The sequence below is a fragment of the Citrobacter sp. RHBSTW-00599 genome (assembly GCF_013784065.1).
Taxonomy (GTDB): domain Bacteria; phylum Pseudomonadota; class Gammaproteobacteria; order Enterobacterales; family Enterobacteriaceae; genus Citrobacter; species Citrobacter braakii.
The window spans coordinates 3,565,510-3,585,792 of record NZ_CP056717.1 but is presented as its reverse complement, the minus strand read 5'-3'; the positions used below and the strand labels follow the sequence as shown (position 1 = coordinate 3,585,792).

At 53.8% G+C, this 20,283-nt stretch carries 18 protein-coding genes; 2 read left to right on the top strand and 16 right to left on the bottom strand.

Annotated elements, in window-relative coordinates:
* Positions 1-2: 2 nt before the first annotated feature.
* From HV243_RS17680 to ybfF, 9 genes are all read right to left on the bottom strand, one after another.
* Positions 3-1,298 carry an MFS transporter gene (locus HV243_RS17680; protein WP_016152256.1) on the bottom strand — a complete coding sequence of 432 codons (1,296 nt, stop codon included), beginning with the start codon at positions 1,296-1,298 and terminating at the stop codon, positions 3-5.
* Positions 1,299-1,351: 53 nt separating this feature from the next.
* A complete protein-coding gene (gene tcuB / locus HV243_RS17675) occupies positions 1,352-2,491 on the bottom strand; it encodes a tricarballylate utilization 4Fe-4S protein TcuB (RefSeq protein WP_053388599.1) in 1,140 nt (379 codons plus the stop codon).
* A complete protein-coding gene (gene tcuA, locus HV243_RS17670) occupies positions 2,478-3,881 on the bottom strand; it encodes an FAD-dependent tricarballylate dehydrogenase TcuA (RefSeq protein WP_016152258.1) in 1,404 nt (467 codons plus the stop codon). The genes tcuB and tcuA overlap by 14 nt, the downstream gene beginning before the upstream one ends.
* Before the next feature lie 97 nt (positions 3,882-3,978).
* Positions 3,979-4,905, bottom strand: a complete 927-nt coding sequence (gene tcuR / locus HV243_RS17665) for a tricarballylate utilization LysR family transcriptional regulator TcuR (protein WP_016155984.1) — start codon at positions 4,903-4,905, stop codon at positions 3,979-3,981.
* 128 nt (positions 4,906-5,033) lie between these two features.
* Positions 5,034-5,480 carry a ferric iron uptake transcriptional regulator gene (gene fur, locus HV243_RS17660; RefSeq protein ID WP_003022836.1) on the bottom strand — a complete coding sequence of 149 codons (447 nt, stop codon included), beginning with the start codon at positions 5,478-5,480 and terminating at the stop codon, positions 5,034-5,036.
* Positions 5,473-5,559: a ryhB-regulated fur leader peptide gene (locus HV243_RS17655; protein ID WP_049259739.1), complete on the bottom strand. Its 87-nt coding sequence runs from the start codon at positions 5,557-5,559 to the stop codon at positions 5,473-5,475. The genes fur and HV243_RS17655 overlap by 8 nt, the downstream gene beginning before the upstream one ends.
* A gap of 210 nt (positions 5,560-5,769) precedes the next feature.
* The gene (fldA, locus tag HV243_RS17650) at positions 5,770-6,300 is read right to left on the bottom strand and encodes a flavodoxin FldA (RefSeq protein ID WP_003022839.1); all 531 of its coding nucleotides are present in this window, start codon (positions 6,298-6,300) and stop codon (positions 5,770-5,772) included.
* A 155-nt stretch (positions 6,301-6,455) separates the two neighbouring features.
* Positions 6,456-6,743, bottom strand: a complete 288-nt coding sequence (gene ybfE / locus HV243_RS17645; protein ID WP_003022842.1) for a LexA regulated protein — start codon at positions 6,741-6,743, stop codon at positions 6,456-6,458.
* Between the two features lie 128 nt (positions 6,744-6,871).
* Positions 6,872-7,645: an esterase gene (ybfF, locus tag HV243_RS17640; protein ID WP_032947058.1), complete on the bottom strand. Its 774-nt coding sequence runs from the start codon at positions 7,643-7,645 to the stop codon at positions 6,872-6,874.
* Positions 7,646-7,839: 194 nt separating this feature from the next.
* On the opposite strand from ybfF, the gene seqA reads away from it, so the two are divergent.
* Complete coding sequence (seqA, locus tag HV243_RS17635) at positions 7,840-8,382, top strand: replication initiation negative regulator SeqA (protein WP_016152261.1); 543 nt, start codon at positions 7,840-7,842, stop codon at positions 8,380-8,382.
* Positions 8,383-8,406: 24 nt separating this feature from the next.
* Complete coding sequence (pgm, locus tag HV243_RS17630; protein WP_053388600.1) at positions 8,407-10,047, top strand: phosphoglucomutase (alpha-D-glucose-1,6-bisphosphate-dependent); 1,641 nt, start codon at positions 8,407-8,409, stop codon at positions 10,045-10,047.
* A gap of 71 nt (positions 10,048-10,118) precedes the next feature.
* Here the strand turns inward: pgm and potE are convergent, their stop codons facing one another.
* From potE to kdpB, 7 genes are all read right to left on the bottom strand, one after another.
* On the bottom strand, positions 10,119-11,438 hold the full coding sequence (potE, locus tag HV243_RS17625) for a putrescine-ornithine antiporter (protein WP_016155987.1): 1,320 nt from the start codon (positions 11,436-11,438) through the stop codon (positions 10,119-10,121).
* Entirely contained in the window at positions 11,435-13,633 is a 2,199-nt protein-coding gene (gene speF, locus HV243_RS17620) for an ornithine decarboxylase SpeF (protein ID WP_053388601.1), read from the bottom strand. Before speF ends, potE begins: the two co-directional genes overlap by 4 nt.
* Positions 13,634-13,889: 256 nt before the next feature.
* Positions 13,890-13,994 (bottom strand): leader peptide SpeFL, encoded by a 105-nt coding sequence (speFL, locus tag HV243_RS17615; protein ID WP_114149115.1) that lies wholly within the window; start codon positions 13,992-13,994, stop codon positions 13,890-13,892.
* A 278-nt stretch (positions 13,995-14,272) separates the two neighbouring features.
* Positions 14,273-14,950 (bottom strand): two-component system response regulator KdpE, encoded by a 678-nt coding sequence (gene kdpE / locus HV243_RS17610; protein ID WP_016152265.1) that lies wholly within the window; start codon positions 14,948-14,950, stop codon positions 14,273-14,275.
* Positions 14,947-17,631, bottom strand: coding sequence for a two-component system sensor histidine kinase KdpD (kdpD, locus tag HV243_RS17605; RefSeq protein ID WP_047359485.1), 2,685 nt, complete (start codon positions 17,629-17,631; stop codon positions 14,947-14,949). Before kdpD ends, kdpE begins: the two co-directional genes overlap by 4 nt.
* A gap of 10 nt (positions 17,632-17,641) precedes the next feature.
* On the bottom strand, positions 17,642-18,208 hold the full coding sequence (gene kdpC / locus HV243_RS17600) for a potassium-transporting ATPase subunit KdpC (RefSeq protein ID WP_047359484.1): 567 nt from the start codon (positions 18,206-18,208) through the stop codon (positions 17,642-17,644).
* Between the two features lie 8 nt (positions 18,209-18,216).
* Complete coding sequence (gene kdpB / locus HV243_RS17595; RefSeq protein ID WP_181603859.1) at positions 18,217-20,265, bottom strand: potassium-transporting ATPase subunit KdpB; 2,049 nt, start codon at positions 20,263-20,265, stop codon at positions 18,217-18,219.
* Positions 20,266-20,283 lie beyond the last annotated feature (18 nt).

Sequence of the window (20,283 nt, the reverse complement as noted above, 5' to 3'; positions counted from 1 at the left end):
TTTCAGGGTTTATATTCCACCGGTTGATAACTCCGACTCAGCCGGACAAACAGCATTGCCGTGGCGGCGAGCCCGCAAAGTGCCGCACACATCAGCCACCACCCCGGTGAGCTTTTATCCCCGGTTAGCTGGACCAGCGCTGTGGAGATGACTGGAGTAAGGCCGCCAAAAATCGCCGTGGCAAGACTGAATGCCAGTGAAAAGCCCACCGTACGCACATAGACAGGCATCACCTCGGTGAGTGCGGCGACCATTGCCCCGTTGTACATACCAAAAAAGAACGAGAACCAAAGCAGAACCAGCGTCATGCGCGTGAAATCTGGCGCGGCGGTGAGCCAGTGCATAACCGGCCAGGTGGTGATCAGTGCAAGGATGGTAATCCCCATCAACACCGGACGACGACCAATTCGGTCAGAAATCGCCCCGCCAATCGGCAGCCAGATAAAATTAGAAATACCGACCAGCATGGTGACGATCAGGCTGTCGCGAGCGCTCAGGTGAAGTACAGCCCTACCGTAGGTCGGTGTGTAGACGGTAATAAAGTAGAACGTCGTTGTGGTCATCGCCACCAGCAGCGTACCTGCAGCGATGAGACGCCAGTTTTTGATGATGGTAGTAAAAATTTCCCTGGTGTCGGGACGGTGTGTGCGTTGTAAAAAGGCGTCTGTTTCCTGAAGCGAGCGGCGGAGCACAAAGATCAAAGGAATAATCATGCAACCAATAAAGAATGGAATACGCCAGCCCCATTCAGAGATCTCATCGTGTCCCAGGGTGGCGTTCAGGCCGTAACCAATCAGAGCCGCCACCACAATGGCGACCTGTTGACTGGCGGACTGCCAGCTGGTGTAGAAGCCTTTATTGCCAGGGGTGGCGATTTCAGAAAGATAAACCGAGACGCCGCCCAGTTCCACCCCTGCAGAAAAGCCCTGTAATAATCGGCCGAGTAATACCAGGACAGGGGCCAGCAGACCAATACTGTGATAACCGGGTACCAGGGCAATCAGCAGGGTACCGCAGCCCATAATCGCTAGCGTCACCATCAGTCCTTTACGGCGACCAATTCTGTCGATATAAGCACCCAGCACAATTGCGCCAACAGGCCGCATTAAGAAACCTGAACCAAACACGGCGAAAGTTAACATTAGCCCGGCAAATTCACTCTCTGCAGGAAAGAAGGTCTTTGCGATATAGGTGGCGTAAAAACCGAACAGAAAAAAGTCAAACTGTTCGAGGAAATTACCGCTGGTTACCCGCAGTATTGCGCCGAAAGTTCCGGCGCGCGATGGTTGTTGTGTCATTGGGTTTGCTCCACTGTCTTATCATAATATTTATAGAGGTAAGAGTTTGCGGGTTAGTCGCCTGCGACCCCCGCCTGTTTGCCGCGCCGTTTCTCAATCGCCCACTTGAGTAAGGCTGCGCAGCGGTAAAATCCGTGGGCAAATTTTCCATAAGGAATGGTCAGAAAGAGCGCCATGACCACGCCGAGGTGAATGGCGAGCAAAATAGCCATCCAGGACGTGTCTCTTCCCGCCAGCAGCGCTAAACCGGTCAGACTGGTCAGGAGCAGCAGCAAAATAAAACCGCGATCCATCGGTTTTTGCCGTGCGTCGCCATGCAGCGGTGAGCGCTTAAAATTGAGCCATAGCAAGCCAGCCGGGCCGACAACCAGGCAAATGCCGCCCAACGTGCCCAGCATTACCGGAACGCTGAAGAACGGATAGGGCGCTTCTATACCTGCAAAGTAGTGATAGCCCGTTGCCACCACGGTGGCGGCAAAGCAGAGCATAAAACCGTAGAAGGTGAAGTGATGGAAACGGCGGCGCATCAGGGTGAAGGCATCATCTGCTTCGTTACAACCTTTGCCATGCCCACCATCGAGATACTTCAGCGTCAGCGCATTGTGTGAGGCTTCAGCAATTTCGGCGGAACGCGGCACACCCGGAGAGATTTCGCGCCAGAAGCGCAGAACGCCCGCCATCAGCAGACCTATCGCCAGAATAAATACCGAACCAAACATCCATGCGAGCAGGTTATGCGGGAAAATCTGATAAAAATCCCCGGCCAGCGGAGGATGGAATAACGAGCCCTTTAAACTCATGGCGAGGAGTAAAAACAGGATCAGACCGAAAACCAGCGCCAGCGTCACAGTGATGCCTGCGCGACGATAAAGCGCGCCAAAGGCGGCGGGTTGCGCGTAGTGCTGATAGGTTTCGAGCCGCACTTCCGCCATCGCCTTCGGTACGTTGATGGCAAATTCATGAGGTGGGGCATACTGACACGCGTGCAGGCAGGCGCCGCAGTTATGGCACAAGTTAGCCAGATAATTGATATCCGCTTTACCGAATTCCAGGCGCTGAGTCATTGCCGGGAACACGGCGCAAAAACCTTCACAATAGCGGCAGGCGTTACAGACCTGCATCACACGTTCAACTTCTGCTTCCGGCTCGGTGATAATTTGTGCTTCGATGATCAGTTTCTCAAGCTGCTTCATGACGTGCCTCCTTTCGTGCTGCCAGCGCGGCTTCTTTTCCGGCAATGCGGCCAAAGGTTGTCCCGATCGACATGCCCACGCCAGCGGTGTAACCCTTGCCCAACACGTTGCCCGCCATCATCTCTCCGGCGACGAACAGGTTGCGGCTTGGTTGCCCGGCAAAGTGTACGGCAGCGCGTTCGTTCACTTTTAACCCAAGATAGGTGAAGGTGATCCCTGGCCGCAGGGCATAGCCGTAGTAAGGTGGCTGGTCCAGCGGTCGCGCCCAGTGTGTTTTCGCGGGGGTTAACTTCTTCGTCGTGCAGTTGTCCAGGACGGTATGGTCGAACTGACCTGGCTGGCAGGCGTTGTTGTACGCCGTCACGGTGTGGGTAAAGCGTTCGGCATCCAGCCCCAACTGATGCGCCAACTCCGCCAGCGTATTCGCCTGTGCGCCGGGGAATACCGGTGGCATAAAGTGGCCGATGGCTTTACTGTCGATAATGGAATAGCCAATCTGTCCTGGCTGTTGGGCGACCAGGCGTCCCCAGATGGCGTAGCGTTTGGGCCAGAAATCTTCGCCTTCATCATAAAAACGTTCTGCGTCACGGTTGACTACTATGCCGAGTGAAACGCAGTCCACGCGGGTGCAAATCCCGCCGTCATATAATGGCGCTCTGGCATCAATGGCGACGCAGTGTGACTGGGAGGGTTCGCCGATGATGTCCGCCCCGGCATCCATCATAAATTTAAGCAGTACGCCCTGATTAAAGCGCGTGCCGCGAATCAGGAAGTTATCCGCAGGCCACTCGCCGCGGGCGTTCTCTCCCCAGGCTTCGCGCAGCCATTCGCGGTTTGACTCAAATCCGCCAGCGGCAAGCACGCAGGACTTAGCGGTTATGCGCTCTTCGCCTGCCAGCGCTGCCACAAACTCACCGTTATGCAGTTCAAGCGCCTGCACCGGTGTGTTATAGCGGATTTGCACGCCTAACTTTTCTGCGCTGCGATAATAGGCATTCACGAGGGCTTTCCCGCCCCCCATAAAAAAGGCGTTGGTTCGCGCTACGTGTAAAGCACCGGAGAGAGGAGGTTGAAAATTAACGCCGTGTTGGCGCATCCAGTCGCGGCATTGTGAAGAGGTGCGGATCACCAGACGCGCCAGGGCTTCGTTAGTATTTCCCTCGGTGACGCGCCGCAGATCCTGCCAGAACTCCTCTTCAGGATAGCTTTCCACCAGTACATCCTGCGGCGCGTCATGCATACAGCGCAGATTACGCGTGTGTTGAGAATTTCCCCCGCGCCATTCCCGCGGAGCCGCTTCGAGCAGGAGTACCGAAGCTCCTTGCTCCCGGGCGGTTAGGGCAGCACATAACGCGGCATTGCCACCGCCGATCACCAGAACATCAACCATCGTATACTCCATTACCATTTAACTAATTGTTAAATTTGTAATTGAAATGTATACGCACAGCTTGTGCGGGCGCTATGACGAAGTGCTAAAGAGGGCTTTAGTTATTGTAAAGGATGGCGCCTGGCCAGCTTCCTGCTTCCACCAGTTGATGCATCACTTTCGTTAGTACGACGCGGGCGGCGAGGCCCGCGGGGGTGAGCTCATCATCAGAAAGGCTGACCAGAAAGTTGGGGCGACTCAGTATTGGATTATGGACGCCGATCACTCTTAACGTCTCTTTATCGAGATGGGAAATCGCCGCGCCGGGCTGGAGAGTAGCGCCGATTCCACTGCGAACGGCGCGCATTAGCAGCGCCAGACCATCAATTTCTGTGGCGATCTCAATGCGCAGCGCGTGTTCCTGACAAATTGCTTCCAGCCTGCCGCGCAGACCGTGGCCTGGGCTGGGCATTATCAATGGGATACTTGCCAACTGGGCTGGCGCAATATTGTCATCGGCAATATCAGCCAGTAAGGCATGAGTCCCAATCAAAAACAGGCGCTCTTCGAGAATCGGTCTGGCGCTCCAGCGCACGATCTTTTCTTTCTGAAATACCACGGCCAGATCAATCTGGCGGGTATTAATCATCCGTTCCAGGTTGCCAGAGAGGCTTTCCACCACATGCAGGCGGACATCACTATAGCTTTCCCGCATGGCGTTAATAAAAGGCATGCCGAGAACGGAAGCGGTACTGGGGGCCATACCGACGCTGACGTGCCCGGAAAGCCGGGACTCTCGCGCGGCGAGGATTGCATCGTCTGCGTGGCGGAGCGCCAGCTGCGCCTGGGAGTAAAAAGCCAGTCCGGCGCTGGTGGGCGTCACGCCACGCGAGGTGCGCTGCAGCAGGCGAATAGCGAGTTCGTTTTCCAGGCGGGACATTTGCTGGCTGAGTGCCGAAACCCCAATATTGAGATCGAGCGCCGCGCTACCCATGCTGCCGGTTTCTACAATGCGAACAAAATAGCGTAGCTGGCGAAGTTCCATTTCGACTCTCCGGGAAGGGACTATTGATTTTACATTAAAGCAACACAGGAGTGGAGGGAAGGGGAAAAGGGGTGATAACGCCCATAAAAAAAGCCAACCGAATGGTTGGCTTTTCAGAAAGCATCACATTATTTACCGTCGTGAGCATGCTCATCTTCGCGGCAATCGCCTTCGGCGCAGTGACCGTAAAGATAGAGGCTATGGTTGGTTAAACGAATACCATGTTTAGCCGCAATCTCACGCTGGCGCGCCTCGATGGAATCATCGCTGAACTCGACCACTTTGCCGCAGTCGAGGCAGATGAGGTGATCGTGATGATGCTGTTGAGTCAGTTCGAAGACGGATTTACCACCTTCAAAATTATGGCGGGTCACGATACCGGCATCATCAAACTGGTTCAGCACGCGATACACGGTCGCCAGACCAATTTCTTCACCCATATCGATCAGACGTTTGTATAAGTCTTCCGCACTGACGTGATGGTTATCCGGTTCCTGAAGAACTTCCAGAATTTTTAAACGAGGAAGCGTTACTTTCAGGCCAGCCTTCTTTAATGCGGTATTGTTGTCAGTCATGCGGAATCTGTCCTGTAGCTAAACGATTCACTTCATTAACAGAAGTGACAGAAATTGCACTTGAGATAATGCGATTCATTATAGAACTGCCATGGCTAAATGAAAACTGCAAGTCTCTGGCATATATTGTTAATCAAAACGTGGTATCGCCGACAAACACACTGTGCAATACCCGATTGGCATCCGGCCATTGTACAGGGTCAGACGAAAAAGTTACAAATTTGTAGCAATTATTTTGATTGGTTTTATCTATTGATGTGGCGCAGATGGAAATCTGCGCCACACAAAATCAGGCATTGATGATTTCGTCGAGGTGCAGCTCCTCAGAGATCTGCTTAACCCATTTTTCTACGCGTTCGGCGGTCAATTCAGGCTGGCGATCTTCATCAATGGCCAGACCCACAAAGTGGTCGTCGTCAGCCAGGCCTTTGGATGCTTCAAAGTGATAACCCGCCGTTGGCCAGTGACCGACGATGGTTGCGCCGCGCGGTTCGATGATGTCGCGAATTGTACCCAACGCATCGCAGAAATATTCTGCGTAATCTTCCTGGTCGCCGCAGCCGAACAATGCAACCAGTTTGCCGTTAAAATCAATGTCTTCGAGGGTAGGGAAGAAATCGTCCCAGTCACACTGCGCTTCACCGTAGTACCAGGTTGGAATGCCGAGCAGCAAAATGTCATACCCTTCGAGGTCTTCTTTGCTGCTTTTTGCAATGTCATGTACATCGGCAACGTCTTTACCAAGCTGTTTTTGAATCATTTTTGCGATGTTTTCGGTGTTACCGGTGTCGCTGCCGAAAAAGATGCCAGTGATTGCCATGAGTAAAATAACCTCTTGAAACTTATTGAAATGGTGGTGGCGCATTGCCCACGGATAAGGGCAATCATAGCAGAACAGTCAGGCATGCGGAAACAGCAAACACGCAGGACTGCACTCTGTGCTACACGATTTATGATTTAGAGCAGAAATTCAGACTAAGCCTGACCGCGCAATGCGCTGAGTTGGTTCATCAGCATCTCTTCGATGAGTTCACTGCGACTCATGTTGCGCGCCTCGGCCAGCTCGTTCAGAGCGTCAACAGCATCAGCGTTCAGTTTCAGTTCGACACGCTTAAGCCCGCGAACTTTATCGCGTTTAAGCTGATTACGTTTGTTAATACGTAACTGTTCATCACGCGAGAGCGGATTAGTTTTGGGTCGTCCCGGGCGACGCTCCTGCGCGAACAGATCTAATGTCGTACGGTCCGTTTGTTCTTTGGCCATGATCTTGGTGACTTCGGGGAAACAATCAGCCAGGCGTCTGCCCGGATGGATAGCCCGCCATAATACATCAGCAGGGGAGACACGCCAACGCCCACGCGCGTAATCACGCGCAGACGCTGAGTTTTTAATCAGTTAGCCTGTTCGCTCAGATAACGACGGATGGCGCGCAGTACCGCCTCCGGTTTTTCCGCATGCACCCAATGGCCCGCGCCTGCAATAACGTGCGCCCGAGCCTGCGGGAATTGCGCCAGCAGCTGTTCGCGATACGCTTCGGTTACATAAGGTGAGTTGCCTCCGGGGATAAACAGCGCCGGGTGTTCCCACGCCGGGATGGTCTCCCAGCCGACAATATGAGGATATTGCTCCCACAGCACGGGAACATTAAAGCGCCATTCGCCGTCCACGAAGGATTTGAGCAGAAACTGGATCACGCCTTCCTCTTGCAGATGCTGGCGCATGACGCTCGCCGCCTGCTGACGCGAAGAGGACTGCGCGTCAGTTACTGCGTTAATGGCAGCAAAAATCTCATCGTGACGGCGAACATGATAGTCAACGGGAGCAATGTCGATGGCTACCAACCGTTCGACACGTTCCGGGGCCAACGCGGTTAACGCCATGACGGCTTTGCCCCCCATCGAGTGACCAATAAAGATCGCTTTTTCGATCTGTTGATCGTCCAGCGTATCCAGCAGATCTTGCGCCATGGCCGGATAATTCATCACAGGTGAACGCGGGGAGAGGCCATGATTTCGCATATCAACCTGGATGATATCGTGATCGGCCACCAGATCGCGCGCCAGGATCCCCAGGTTATCCAGACTGCCAAACAGGCCGTGCACCAGGACGATGGGAGAATTATTGTGCAGGTTTTGCGCAGATTGCGCTCGGATATTCAATTTCATGGCAAAGTTCTTTTTTTCACACTCACGGGTTAGGGTATCATGTTGACCATTCTGCCACATGGCTGCAACAACTACGGTTACTCTGAGTTTTGCCAGCCACCAGGCTTGACGCTATCCGCTGTTGGGATTTGCCTTTACACTAAGCGTGTTGACCCCAACAACTTGTATTCAGCTAAACACTGCACTGGATTAAGATGAAAACGATTGAAGTTGATGATGAACTCTATAGCTATATTGCCAGCCACACCAAGCATATCGGCGAGAGCGCATCCGACATTTTACGGCGTATGTTGAAGTTTTCCGCCGCATCACAGCCTGTCACTCCGGTAGTAAAAGAAGTCCGCGCTGTGCAAGCTGTCGTGGAAGCGAAGCCGGTTAACCCCGTAAAAGATAAAGTGCGCGCGATGCGTGAACTGCTGCTGTCCGACGAATATGCGGAGCAGAAGAAAGCAGTAAATCGCTTTATGCTGGTGCTGTCTACACTCTATTCACTGGATCAAAACGCGTTCGCCGAAGCAACGGAATCGTTGCATGGTCGTACGCGTGTTTATTTTGCAGCAGATGAACAGACGCTGCTGAAAAATGGTAATCAAACCAAACCGAAACACGTGCCAGGCACGCCGTACTGGGTGATCACCAATACCAATACCGGCCGTAAATGCAGCATGGTTGAGCACATCATGCAGTCAATGCAATTCCCTGCGGAATTGATTGAAAAGGTTTGCGGAACAATTTAATCCTTGCATTAGAAGGACCAGGCAATGGCAATCCACAACCGTGCAGGTCAACCTGCGCAACAGAGTGATTTGATTAACGTCGCCCAACTGACGGCACAGTACTATGTACTGAAACCAACGGCAGGGAACGCTGAGCACGCCGTCAAGTTCGGTACGTCCGGACATCGCGGCAGCGCAGGTCGTCATAGTTTTAACGAGCCGCATATTCTGGCTATCGCTCAGGCGATTGCTGAAGAACGTGCGAAAAACGGGATCACTGGCCCGTGCTACGTGGGCAAGGATACCCACGCGCTGTCTGAACCGGCTTTTATCTCTGTACTGGAAGTGCTGGCAGCGAACGGCGTGGACGTCATCGTGCAGGAAAATAACGGCTTTACGCCAACCCCTGCCGTGTCGAATGCTATCCTGGTCCACAACAAAAAAGGCGGCCCGCTGGCTGACGGCATTGTGATCACGCCATCCCACAACCCGCCGGAAGATGGTGGTATTAAATACAACCCGCCAAACGGTGGTCCGGCAGATACTAACGTCACCAAAATGGTGGAAGACAGGGCTAACGCTCTGCTGGCTGATGGTCTGCAAGGCGTGAAGCGTATGTCGCTGGACGCTGCGCTGGCATCTGGTCATGTAAAAGAGCAGGACCTGGTTCAGCCGTTTGTTGAAGGACTGGCCGACATCGTCGACATGGCGGCGATCCAGAAAGCGGGCCTGACGCTGGGCGTCGATCCGCTTGGCGGTTCCGGTATCGAATACTGGAAGCGTATTGCCAAGCACTACAACCTGAACCTGACTATCGTTAACGATCACGTTGATCAGACTTTCCGCTTTATGCATCTCGACAAAGATGGCGCAATCCGTATGGACTGCTCCTCCGAGTGCGCGATGGCGGGACTGTTGGCGCTGCGTGACAAGTTCGATCTGGCCTTTGCCAACGATCCGGACTACGACCGTCACGGTATCGTCACCCCGGCGGGCCTGATGAATCCGAACCACTACCTGGCAGTGGCGATCAACTACCTGTTCCAGCATCGTCCGCAGTGGGGCAAAGACGTTGCCGTTGGTAAGACGCTGGTCTCTTCGGCGATGATTGACCGCGTAGTGAATGATTTAGGGCGTAAACTGGTCGAAGTTCCGGTTGGCTTTAAGTGGTTCGTTGACGGTCTGTTTGACGGCAGCTTTGGCTTTGGTGGTGAAGAGAGCGCGGGCGCTTCTTTCCTGCGTTTTGACGGTACACCGTGGTCAACCGACAAAGACGGCATCATCATGTGCCTGCTGGCGGCAGAAATTACCGCAGTGACTGGTAAGAATCCGCAAGAGCACTACAACGAACTGGCAGCCCGCTTCGGCGCGCCAAGCTACAACCGCCTGCAGGCAAGCGCGACCTCCGCGCAGAAAGCGGCGCTGTCTAAGCTGTCTCCGGAAATGGTGAGTGCCAGCACGCTGGCGGGCGACCCGATCACGGCACGTCTGACGGCGGCACCGGGTAACGGTGCTTCTATCGGCGGTCTGAAGGTGATGACTGACAACGGCTGGTTTGCTGCGCGTCCGTCAGGTACTGAAGACGCCTATAAAATCTACTGCGAGAGCTTCCTTGGTGAAGAACATCGCAAGCAGATCGAAAAAGAAGCCGTTGAGATTGTCAGCGAAGTGCTGAAAAACGCGTAAGTCTTGTTTGTACTGACGCGTTTTGTAGGCCCGGTAAGCGTTAGCGCTACCGGGCTTTTTTATGCCAGGATTTAACTATGCTTATTTTTCAGTTCAAAACGCGGTGATACCAGGCCATACAGCGTCCAGCCGAGGAAGGTCACGATCGAACCATAAAGCATTGCTTCTTCGCCAGAGGAGTAGAGCGCATAGAAGCTGTACAATGCGCCAACAAACGCCACGAAGTTTGCCGGTTTCGCTTTTGACGACGGAACATTCGCCATTTTTTGAATAATTACCAGCGCGGCCATCGACAGAATATACGGAATGATGTTCGTTACCACCGCCAGGTTGACCAGCACGTTGAACTGACTGTTCAGTGACGGGCTGATAGTCATCAGCGATAAACCACTCTGGATGATCACGATAGCCAGCATCCCCTGAACCGGCGCGTCTACTTTAGTCACGCGGGAGAAGATTTTAGGGAAGTAACCCCCATCAGCCGACGATTTGAATACCTGAGCGATAGTGAACTGCCAGCCCAGCAGTGAACCGCAGCAGGACATCACCATCAGCGCCATGATCACCTTACCGACTTCCGGGGTGAACATTTGTGCGAAGGCTAAACCGAACGGTGCTGTAGAGTTAGCCAGATCCATATTCGGCACAATCCCGGCTATCACGTTGGTGGAGATGATGTAAATCACCGCCGCGCCCAGCGTACCGCCCAATACGGCGATGGGCACGTTGCGTTCCGGATTGTCTACCACTTCAGCGTTGGCGCAGGCCGATTCCAGACCCAGAAAAGCCCACAAGGTCATCGCAATGGAAGAGCCGACAGCCGTGAAGAACGGGACGTGGTGTGGATTCCAGGAGTTAGCGTACAGCGTCGGACTGAACCAGAACCAGCCGATGATACACAGACCGACAACCGGAATAATGACGCCCCAAACGGTGATGCTGCTGATCTGCCCGGTAATGCGCGCCCCGCCAAAGTTAGCCACGGTACAGATCCACAGTACACCAATGGTTGCCAGGCCAATCTGCACCGGTGTCAGTGTGGCACCAAACAGCTCGGTACCGTAGCCAACGGCGGAGATGGCGATAGCCACGTTGGCGATTAACAGCGAAACGCCATAAGTGTAGTTCGCCATAAAGTTACCGGATTTGCCAAAGGCGTATTCAGCGTAACCACCCATACCACCGGATTTACGGCTGAACATACCGCATTTTGCGAAGGCCCAGGCCAGCGCCATTGAACCGACAGCAGTCACCAGCCACGAGATGATCGAGATAGTACCGACTTCCGCAAGCTTGGTGGGCAACATGATGATTCCGGATCCCATCATATTAACCATGGTCAGGATAGTGAGCTGGACGACGCCCATTTTGTTGGATTTGGCTTTGCTCATAACATTTCCCCTTTCAACAGAGCGTGTTGCGCGCTTTGTTGCTTAATCACGTAGCACCACACCTGTTTACGACCGTCGTGTTCTTCGATGTAGACACCCTGGAGTTCAGGCGCAAAACCCGGTAGCAAATTGATTCCTTCTTCCAGTGCGCTGAAGTAACGTAATACTGAACCGCCCCAGATTTCACCCGGAACCACACACAGCACGCCCGGAGGATAAGGCAGCGCGCCTTCTGCCGCGATGCGACCTTCAGCGTCCGGCAGACGCACCAGTTCAACTTCACCACGCAGATATGCATAGTTGGCATCCTGGGGATTCATGCTGACGCGCGGGAAATGTGCCTTACGGAACATCTCTTTCTGTAGCAGCTTCACGTTGTGACGCGCATACAAATCGTGCATCTCCTGGCACAGCTGGCGCAGGGTGTAACCGGCGTAACGGGCTTCATGCTGCTTGTAGATCGAGGGCAGAACCTCGGCTAGCGGGGCATCGGCTTCCAGCAGTTTTTCGAAACGTACCAGCAGGGCGACAAGCTGCTGCAACTTCGCCATATCTTCTGCGGGGGTCAGCAGGAACAGGATGGAGTTGAGGTCGCATTTTTCGGGCACCACACCATTTTCGCGCAGGAAGTTAGCCAGAATGGTAGCCGGAACGCCGAAGGTATCGTATTCGCCGTTACGTGCATTAATACCCGGAGTGGTGAGCAGCAATTTGCATGGATCCACAAAGTACTGGTGTTCGGCATACCCTTCAAAAGCATGCCAGTGTTCACCGGGGACAAAATGGAAGAAACGCAGGTCGCTGGCGATTTCAGCGGTGGGATAAGCCTGCCACGGTTTACCTTCTACTATCTCCGGCACGAACGGGCGGATATGGTGGCAGTTTTCCAGGATCAACTTACGAGTATCAATTCCGTTGACGACGCAGTCCATCCACATGTTGCGCCCGCTGACGCCTTCATGCATTTTGGCGTTGATGTCCAGTGCGGCAAAGAGCGGATAGAACGGGCTGGTGGAGGCGTGCATCATGAACGCGTTATTCATTCGTTTATGAGGCACGTAGCGAGACTGGCCTTTAATATGGCTGTCTTTTTTGTGGATCTGCGAAGTCTGAGAGAAGCCTGCCTGTTGTTTGTGCACTGACTGGGTGACCAGAATGCCGGGGTCATTTTCGTTAAGATCCAGCAACAGCGGAGAGCAATCGGCCATCATCGGAATAAACTGCTCATAGCCAACCCACGCGGAGTCAAACAGGATGTAGTCGCACAGATGACCGATCTTATCCACCACCTGACGGGCGTTATAGATTGTGCCGTCGTAGGTACCTAACTGAATCACGGCCAGACGGAACGGACGCTCATCTTTCGAACGTTGTGGCGCAACTTCACTCACCTGTTCACGTAGATAGCCTTCTTCAAAGCAGTGCGCGTCGATCCCGCCGATAAAGCCGTACGGGTTACGCGCGGTTTCCAGATATACCGGCGTTGCCCCGGCCTGCAATAACGCGCCGTGGTGGTTTGACTTGTGGTTGTTGCGGTCGAATAACACCAGATCGCCTGGGGTGAGCAATGCGTTAAGCACCACTTTGTTCGATGAGGAGGTCCCGTTCAGTACAAAGTAGGTCTTATCCGCGTTGAAAACTTTAGCTGCGTGCTGCTGTGCGATGCAGGGAGCGCCTTCGTGAATCAGCAGATCACCCATTGCGACATCGGCATTACACAAATCGGAGCGGAAAAGTGTTTCGCCGAAATATTCGACAAACTGATTACCCGCAGGATGGCGACGGAAAAACTCGCCCCCCTGATGACCAGGACAATCAAAGGCGCTGTTACCCTGATTGACATAGTCGACAAGCGCACGGAAGAACGGCGGACGTAACTGCGTTTCATAATGGCTGGCGGCGGTTTCTAACTGCCGGCCATAAAAGGCGGTACGGGCTTCATTACATTCGAATACACCTGAGATCCGCGGCAGATGTTCAGATGGAACACGTTCTTCATTTTCGGTGGCGATAAAAACAGGAATTCCATAGCCGGTGGCGTCAATTTCATCGAGTTTTCCACGTTCAATATCATTGATGGATAACACGATAGCAGCAACATCAATAAAATTACTTTCATCGATATTTACGCAAGAACGCTGCGTAGAAAAACAATCAGGACAGGAACGGCTTACGGCAATTTTTAATTCTGACATTTTCATCTCTTTATTTTTAGGTAATAGCAGGTCCTCAATTTCTCAAATGAGAAATTGATAACTCCGGAAAAAAAAGCAAAGTCATACCGCTGATAAATAAATCAGTAAATTGCTTTTTTGAAGATGCAATAAACCCTAACCGGTCCGGTCACAGGTAATACAGGGTTATGCAGGGAGAGCACTGCGGATACAGGCGTTAGCCTGCGATACAGAGAGTCAGGAAGACCTGTATACTTGAGTGCCCTTAGTCGGAAGACTAACGGGCATTAAAGAAATGAAAGTCGAAACTGTTGCGGTGGGCAAACATCATAATATGCGTTGTTCGCCTTATATGTGGCATTGTACGGCTATTATTTTCCATTTTAGTTACCTTTACTGGATAAGTGGAAGGTGCGGGTATTTTATCCAGGAAATGGCTATGAACTGTGAAGAAGATCAATAAAAAACGATCGTTTATAAAATATTTAGTCGCCATTTATGCATAGTGCGAGACAAGATGCTGTTTTGTTGTTTATATGTTATTTGTTTGTATTTTATTATTTTTTTACAATATTCTACTGGCTGCATAATAAGTATTATGCAGTGGAATGAGTAATGAAAAATATATTTATTAATTAATCAGAAAAAATGAATAAGAATTCACGGCATAAACCGATAGCCAATTCCGGTTTCGGTCAGAAAATGACGCGGACGGGCCGGGTCCAGTTCCAGCTTCTGGCGCAGGTGTCCCATATAAATACGTAGATAGTGACTATGTTCGACGGCGTTTGGTCCCCAAACCTGATTTAACAACTGGCGTTGCGTCAGTACCTTCCCGGCATTATTTAGCAGAACCGCTAACAGACGAAACTCAATCGGCGTCAAATGAATTTCCTCGTCACCACGGTGAACGAGGCGCGCGGCAATATCCACTTTGACGTTGGAAAAATGTACCACCGGTTCGGGAGACGCACCGCTGGCGTGGCGACGCAATGCCACGCGCAATCTCGCCTGTAGCTCGCCAATACCAAAGGGTTTACTGAGATAGTCATCGGCACCGGCATCCAGCGCAGCAATTTTATCGCTTTCCTCACTGCGGGCTGAAAGCACAATCACCGGAATCGCGCTCCATTGTCGCAGGTCGCGAATAAAATCAATGCCGTCGCCGTCCGGCAGGCCGAGATCGAGAATGATGAGATCGGGTTTTCGCGTGGCGGCTTCCAACAGACCACGTTGCAGCGTTTCCGCTTCATATACACGCAGGCCATCGGCTTCCAGCGCGGTGCGCAGAAAGCGGCGAATGGCATGTTCATCTTCAACAATCAGTACGTTCGTCACATATCCTCATGAAAATCTTCAAGTTCAGGGGGGATTTCCTGGGGCAGTGTAACACGAAAACAGGCTCCTCCTTGCGCGCGATTGTGGACCGAAATAGTACCGCCGTGCACGTCCACAATAGCCTGACAAATTGCCAGCCCCAGCCCAACGCCGGGCACCGATGACTCTTTATTTCCCCGGGAAAATTTGTCAAAAACGCGCTGTTCCATACCCGACGGAATACCCGGCCCATTATCCCAGACGTCCAGTTGCAGATGTGCGCCATCGACGCTGGCATCAATACCGATTTGCGCCTGTGGCCCCGCGTATTTGACGGCGTTTTCCAACAGGTTAATCAGCACCCGTTCAAAGAGCGGACCATCGACGTGAATCAGTGTTAACGGTTCAGGTAACGACAGATTTATCGGGGCAGAGAGACCGGGCTCCAGCATCTGCAGGGCGCTGCCGACCACCTCTTCCAGCGTTAACCACTCCTTCTTAAGATTAAAGCCGCCAGACTGAATTCGCGCCATATCCAGCAGGTTATTAACCAGTCGGGTAGTATTCAGAACGTGCTGGCGAATCTCACTGGCCTGGCGCGCGTGCGGCGATCCCTCGCTGGCCAGATCCAGCGTTAAGATTTCCGCCTGACCGAACAACACCGTCAACGGCGTGCGCAAATCGTGGGACAGAGCAGCGAGCAGGGCGTTGCGAATGCTTTCGCGCTCGCTGGCAAACCGGGCCTGCTCTTCGCTGGCGGTCAGCGTCAGGCGCTCCAGCGCACTGGCTACCAGTAGAGTGAAGGTTTCCAGCAGACGTTGCTGTTCGGGGATCATAAGCTGGCGTAAATTTCCCGGTTCGACTACCAGCAGCCCATGCGTTTTATCGGCGCTTTTTAACGGTAAAATCTGATACGGCACGCCCGGTAACGTGTCGGTGCCTGCACCGGCCGGTTGCCCTTTGTCAAAGCTCCATTGGGCAATGGCGTCATCCCACGGCGTCATGCCCTGTTGATGGGTGAGCGGGGCCAGCTTGCCGTTCTCACCGGGCAGTAAAACCTGGCTGCGGGCCTGAAACGTTGAAGCGATAAACTGTTCACTGGTGGCGGCGATATCCGTCTGACTCCGACCGACGGCCAGCGCTTTCGACATCTCATACAAATGACGCGTACGCTGTTCACGATAACGCGCAACCCGCGCCTGATAACGCACCCCGGCGGTCAGATTACCAATAACCAGCCCTACCGTTAGCATTACGGCAAAGGTGAGTAGGTACTGAACGTCTGAAACGGCCAGCGTCCCGCGTGGGGCAATAAAGAAGAGATCGAAGCTGGCGACGTTAATAAAGGTTGCCAGCACTGATGGCCAGCGTCCGTAAAAGAGTGCGATAACCACCACACCCAATAAATAGATCATCACCAGGTTGGCGGCGTCAAAGGCCATTAGCCACTGCATGGCGATTAGCGTAATAATGGCGCACAGCGCAACGGCAACCACACAACCCTGAATTTGTACCCGCCATTTATCCTTAAAGGTGCGACTATCAGCCGTTTGCAGCACAGGGCGTGAAGGGGGCTCATCGAGCGCAACAATCATCAGGTCGAGATCCGGTGCGCGATGGGCGAGTTTGTCGGCAAAGGAATCGCTACGCCACCAGCGACGCGTAGTCGGACGCCCGAGCACAATTTTTCCCAGATTATGCTCACGGGCATAGTGGATGACCGCTTTGTCTTCGGCGGGGTCGGAAAGGGTGGCTGTTTCTGCGCCTAACTCCTGAGCCAGCCGCAGAGCGCTTAAAATTGCGCGGCGTTGTTTTTCGGGCAGTCGGTGCAGCGCTGGCGTTTCGACATACACCGCATGCCAGACGCTGCCGAGACGCGCCGCCAGACGTGCGGCGGCGCGTACCAGTTTTTCGCTGCCGGTATTGTGCCCAATGCACAGTAAAATAGCGTCGCGGGTATGCCAGACTTTCTCCTCTCCCGGACGTCCTCGCCAGGCGCGCATCTGATCGTCTACCCGATCAGCCGTGCGGCGCAGGGCAAGTTCACGTAGCGCGATCAGATTACCTTTGCGAAAGAAATGCTCGATTGCTCTTTCTGCCTGACCGGCGATATAGACCTTGCCTTCGTTCAGGCGCTGGCGCAAATCGTCGGGGGGGAGATCGACCAGCACCACATCGTCGGCGGCATCGAAAAAAGGGTCGGGTACGGTTTCACGAACCTGAATGCCGGTAACGCCGCTGACCACGTCATTGAGACTTTCCAGGTGCTGCACGTTAACGGTAGTAAAAACATCAATCCCGGCTTCCAGCAGCTCTTCAATGTCCTGCCAGCGCTTAGGATGCCGTGAGCCTGGCGCATTACTGTGCGCCAGTTCATCCATCAAAATGAGCGCCGGACGGCGGGCCAGCGCCGCGTCGAGATCGAACTCATTGATGTGGCGGCCGTGACGCGCTTGTCGCTTTAGCGGCAAGATGCTGAGGCCGTCCAACAGCGCGGCGGTCTCTTTGCGTCCATGGGTTTCCACCACGCCAATCAGCACATCTAACCCTTGCGCCCGCAGTCGCTGGGCCTCTGCCAGCATGGCCCAGGTTTTGCCGACGCCAGCACAGGCACCGAAGAAAATTTTCAGTTTTCCCCGGTGCGGGGCCGTGGTCTGCTCCAGCAGGCGATCGGGGTCGGGGCGTAAGGGTTCGTTATGCATGTCCTTTTTCTCAGTGCTTATCCAGCGCTAAATTAAGTTCCACCAGGTTCACCACCGGCTGACCGATAAAACTGACCAACGGCTTTTGCGTATATTGTGCAACCAACCGCGTAACCTCTTCAACGCTGAGGTTGCGAGCCTGCGCCACGCGGGGAATTTGCCAGGCCACCGCGGCTGGCGTCAGGTTGTTATCCAGCCCGCTGGAAGAAGCCGTTACCAGCTCTACCGGGACGGCAGGACTTGCCTGCGGGTTGGCGGCACGCAGCGCGGCAATCCGGCTTTGCAACTGTTTATCCAGTTCCGGATTGCTGGCTGCCAGATTACTGCCGCCTGAAGCCATTGGATTATAGGGCATTTCAGCTGTGGCAGACGGACGCCCCTGAAAATAACCGGCAGCGGTAAAATGTTGCCCGATAAGCTCAGAGCCGCGAACAACCTGACCTTCGCTAAGAAGCGAACCGTTAGCCTGGTGGGGAAACCACCACTGCCCCAGCGCAGTAGTTAGCAACGGGTAAGCCCCGCCGGTGATAAGCATCAGGAAAATCAATGTTGATAATGCAGGACGTAATCCACTCATCTGAAACCTCACACCAGACCCAGCAGGGTCAGTAGTAAATCAATCGCTTTGATACCGATAAACGGCACAACCAAACCGCCCAGACCATAGATCCACAAATTGCGGCGCAACATCGCGGATGCGGACAAAGGTTTGTAGCTCACGCCTTTTAGCGCCAGCGGGATCAGAAAGACGATAACCAGCGCGTTAAAGATAACCGCGCTGAGGATCGCCGAGTCTGGCGAATGCAGTCCCATCACGTTCAGCGCATTGAGCTGCGGATAGGTGGCGGCGAATGCGGCCGGGATAATAGCGAAATACTTCGCGACGTCGTTGGCAATACTGAAAGTGGTCAGCGAACCGCGCGTCATCAGCATTTGTTTACCAATGTGCACTACTTCAATCAGCTTGGTGGGGTTGGAGTCGAGATCCACCATGTTACCTGCTTCTTTCGCTGCCTGGGTTCCAGAGTTCATGGCGACCGCAACGTCCGCCTGCGCCAGGGCAGGAGCGTCATTGGTTCCGTCGCCGGTCATTGCCACCAGACGACCTTCCGCTTGAGACTGACGAATCAGCGCCAGCTTGGCTTCCGGTGTGGCTTCAGCTAAGAAGTCATCCACTCCGGCCTCAGCGGCGATCGCGGCAGCGGTCAGGCGGTTATCGCCAGTGATCATCACCGTTTTAATCCCCATTTTGCGCAGTTGAGCAAAACGTTCTTTGATCCCGCCTTTCACAATATCTTTCAGCGCAATCACGCCCAGTACGTGGGAGCCTTCGGCAACCACCAGCGGCGTTGCGCCAAGGCGAGCGACGCTTTCGACCTTCTGCTCCACATCGGCGGGAAAGTGGCCGCCGTTGGCTTCAACGTGCCGACGAATGGCATCGACCGACCCTTTGCGGATCATTCGGTTGTCGATGTTGATGCCGCTCATCCGGCTTTGGGCGGTAAACGGCACAAAGGTAGCGTGCAGCGATTGCACGTCGCGAATACGCAGATTAAAGCGCTGTTTTGCCAGGATCACGATGCTGCGGCCTTCCGGCGTTTCATCGGCCAGCGATGAAAGCTGTGCGGCGTCGGCCAACGTTTTTTCGTCCACGCCGTGGGCGGGCAGAAAATCTGAAGCCTGACGGTTACCCAGCGTAATGGTGCCTGTTTTATCCAGCAGCAGTACGTCTACGTCACCTGCCGCCTCTACTGCACGTCCGCTGGTAGCGATGACATTCGCGCCCAGCATGCGGCTCATCCCGGCGACGCCAATCGCTGAGAGCAGTCCGCCTATCGTTGTAGGGATCAAGCACACAAGCAAGGCAACCAGCACCGTGATGCTGACCGCACTACCACCCCAGGCGGAAAACGGCCATAGCGTGGCGGTCGCCAGCAAAAAGATAATGGTCAGGGCAATCAGCAGGATCGTCAGGGCGATTTCATTGGGCGTTTTACGCCGCTGCGCGCCTTCAACCATGGCGATCATCCGGTCGAGGAACGTTTCACCGGGGTTTACGCTGCATTCGATAACCAGCCAGTCGGAGAGGATGCGGGTCCCGCCGGTGACGGAGGCGAAATCGCCACCGGATTCACGAATCACAGGCGCGGATTCACCGGTAATGGCACTTTCATCTACTGATGCGCCACCTTCAATGACCTCGCCGTCACACGGGATAATATCGCCAGCTTCCACCAGCACGATATCCCCTTTCCGTAAATCATCGGCAGGAACGTGATCCATTGCCGCGCCGTATTTGGGTTCGCGAAGTTTACGGGCAAAGGCGGTTTTTTTGACTCCCTTTAGGCTGTTAGCCTGAGCTTTACTGCGACCTTCTGCCAGCGCCTCAGCGAAGTTGGCGAACAGAACGGTAATCCACAGCCACAGACTTATCGCGCCGGTAAACCACGGGCTGCCCTGCATATGACCTGTTGCCATCGCCACCGTTAACAGGGTTGTTAACAAACTGCCCAGCCAGACGATAAACATCACCGGGTTACGCCACTGGGTATGTGGGCTTAATTTTTTCACGGCGTCCATCAGCGCCTGTGCGACCAGAGAGGGTTCGAACAGCGCCAGTTGCTTGCGACTCATAGTAATGTGCTCCGCATC

Bases quoted from the DNA above. Each gene is read 5' to 3' on its own strand.
- HV243_RS17680 (WP_016152256.1), bottom strand. From the start codon at position 1,298: ATGACACAACAACCATCGCGCGCCGGAACTTTCGGCGCAATACTGCGG.
- tcuB (WP_053388599.1), bottom strand. From the start codon at position 2,491: ATGAAGCAGCTTGAGAAACTGATCATCGAAGCACAAATTATCACCGAG.
- tcuA (WP_016152258.1), bottom strand. From the start codon at position 3,881: ATGGTTGATGTTCTGGTGATCGGCGGTGGCAATGCCGCGTTATGTGCT.
- tcuR (WP_016155984.1), bottom strand. From the start codon at position 4,905: ATGGAACTTCGCCAGCTACGCTATTTTGTTCGCATTGTAGAAACCGGC.
- fur (WP_003022836.1), bottom strand. From the start codon at position 5,480: ATGACTGACAACAATACCGCATTAAAGAAGGCTGGCCTGAAAGTAACG.
- HV243_RS17655 (WP_049259739.1), bottom strand. From the start codon at position 5,559: ATGAATCGCATTATCTCAAGTGCAATTTCTGTCACTTCTGTTAATGAA.
- fldA (WP_003022839.1), bottom strand. From the start codon at position 6,300: ATGGCAATCACTGGCATCTTTTTCGGCAGCGACACCGGTAACACCGAA.
- ybfE (WP_003022842.1), bottom strand. From the start codon at position 6,743: ATGGCCAAAGAACAAACGGACCGTACGACATTAGATCTGTTCGCGCAG.
- ybfF (WP_032947058.1), bottom strand. From the start codon at position 7,645: ATGAAATTGAATATCCGAGCGCAATCTGCGCAAAACCTGCACAATAAT.
- seqA (WP_016152261.1), top strand. From the start codon at position 7,840: ATGAAAACGATTGAAGTTGATGATGAACTCTATAGCTATATTGCCAGC.
- pgm (WP_053388600.1), top strand. From the start codon at position 8,407: ATGGCAATCCACAACCGTGCAGGTCAACCTGCGCAACAGAGTGATTTG.
- potE (WP_016155987.1), bottom strand. From the start codon at position 11,438: ATGAGCAAAGCCAAATCCAACAAAATGGGCGTCGTCCAGCTCACTATC.
- speF (WP_053388601.1), bottom strand. From the start codon at position 13,633: ATGTCAGAATTAAAAATTGCCGTAAGCCGTTCCTGTCCTGATTGTTTT.
- speFL (WP_114149115.1), bottom strand. From the start codon at position 13,994: ATGGAAAATAATAGCCGTACAATGCCACATATAAGGCGAACAACGCAT.
- kdpD (WP_047359485.1), bottom strand. From the start codon at position 17,631: ATGCATAACGAACCCTTACGCCCCGACCCCGATCGCCTGCTGGAGCAG.
- kdpC (WP_047359484.1), bottom strand. From the start codon at position 18,208: ATGAGTGGATTACGTCCTGCATTATCAACATTGATTTTCCTGATGCTT.
- kdpB (WP_181603859.1), bottom strand. From the start codon at position 20,265: ATGAGTCGCAAGCAACTGGCGCTGTTCGAACCCTCTCTGGTCGCACAG.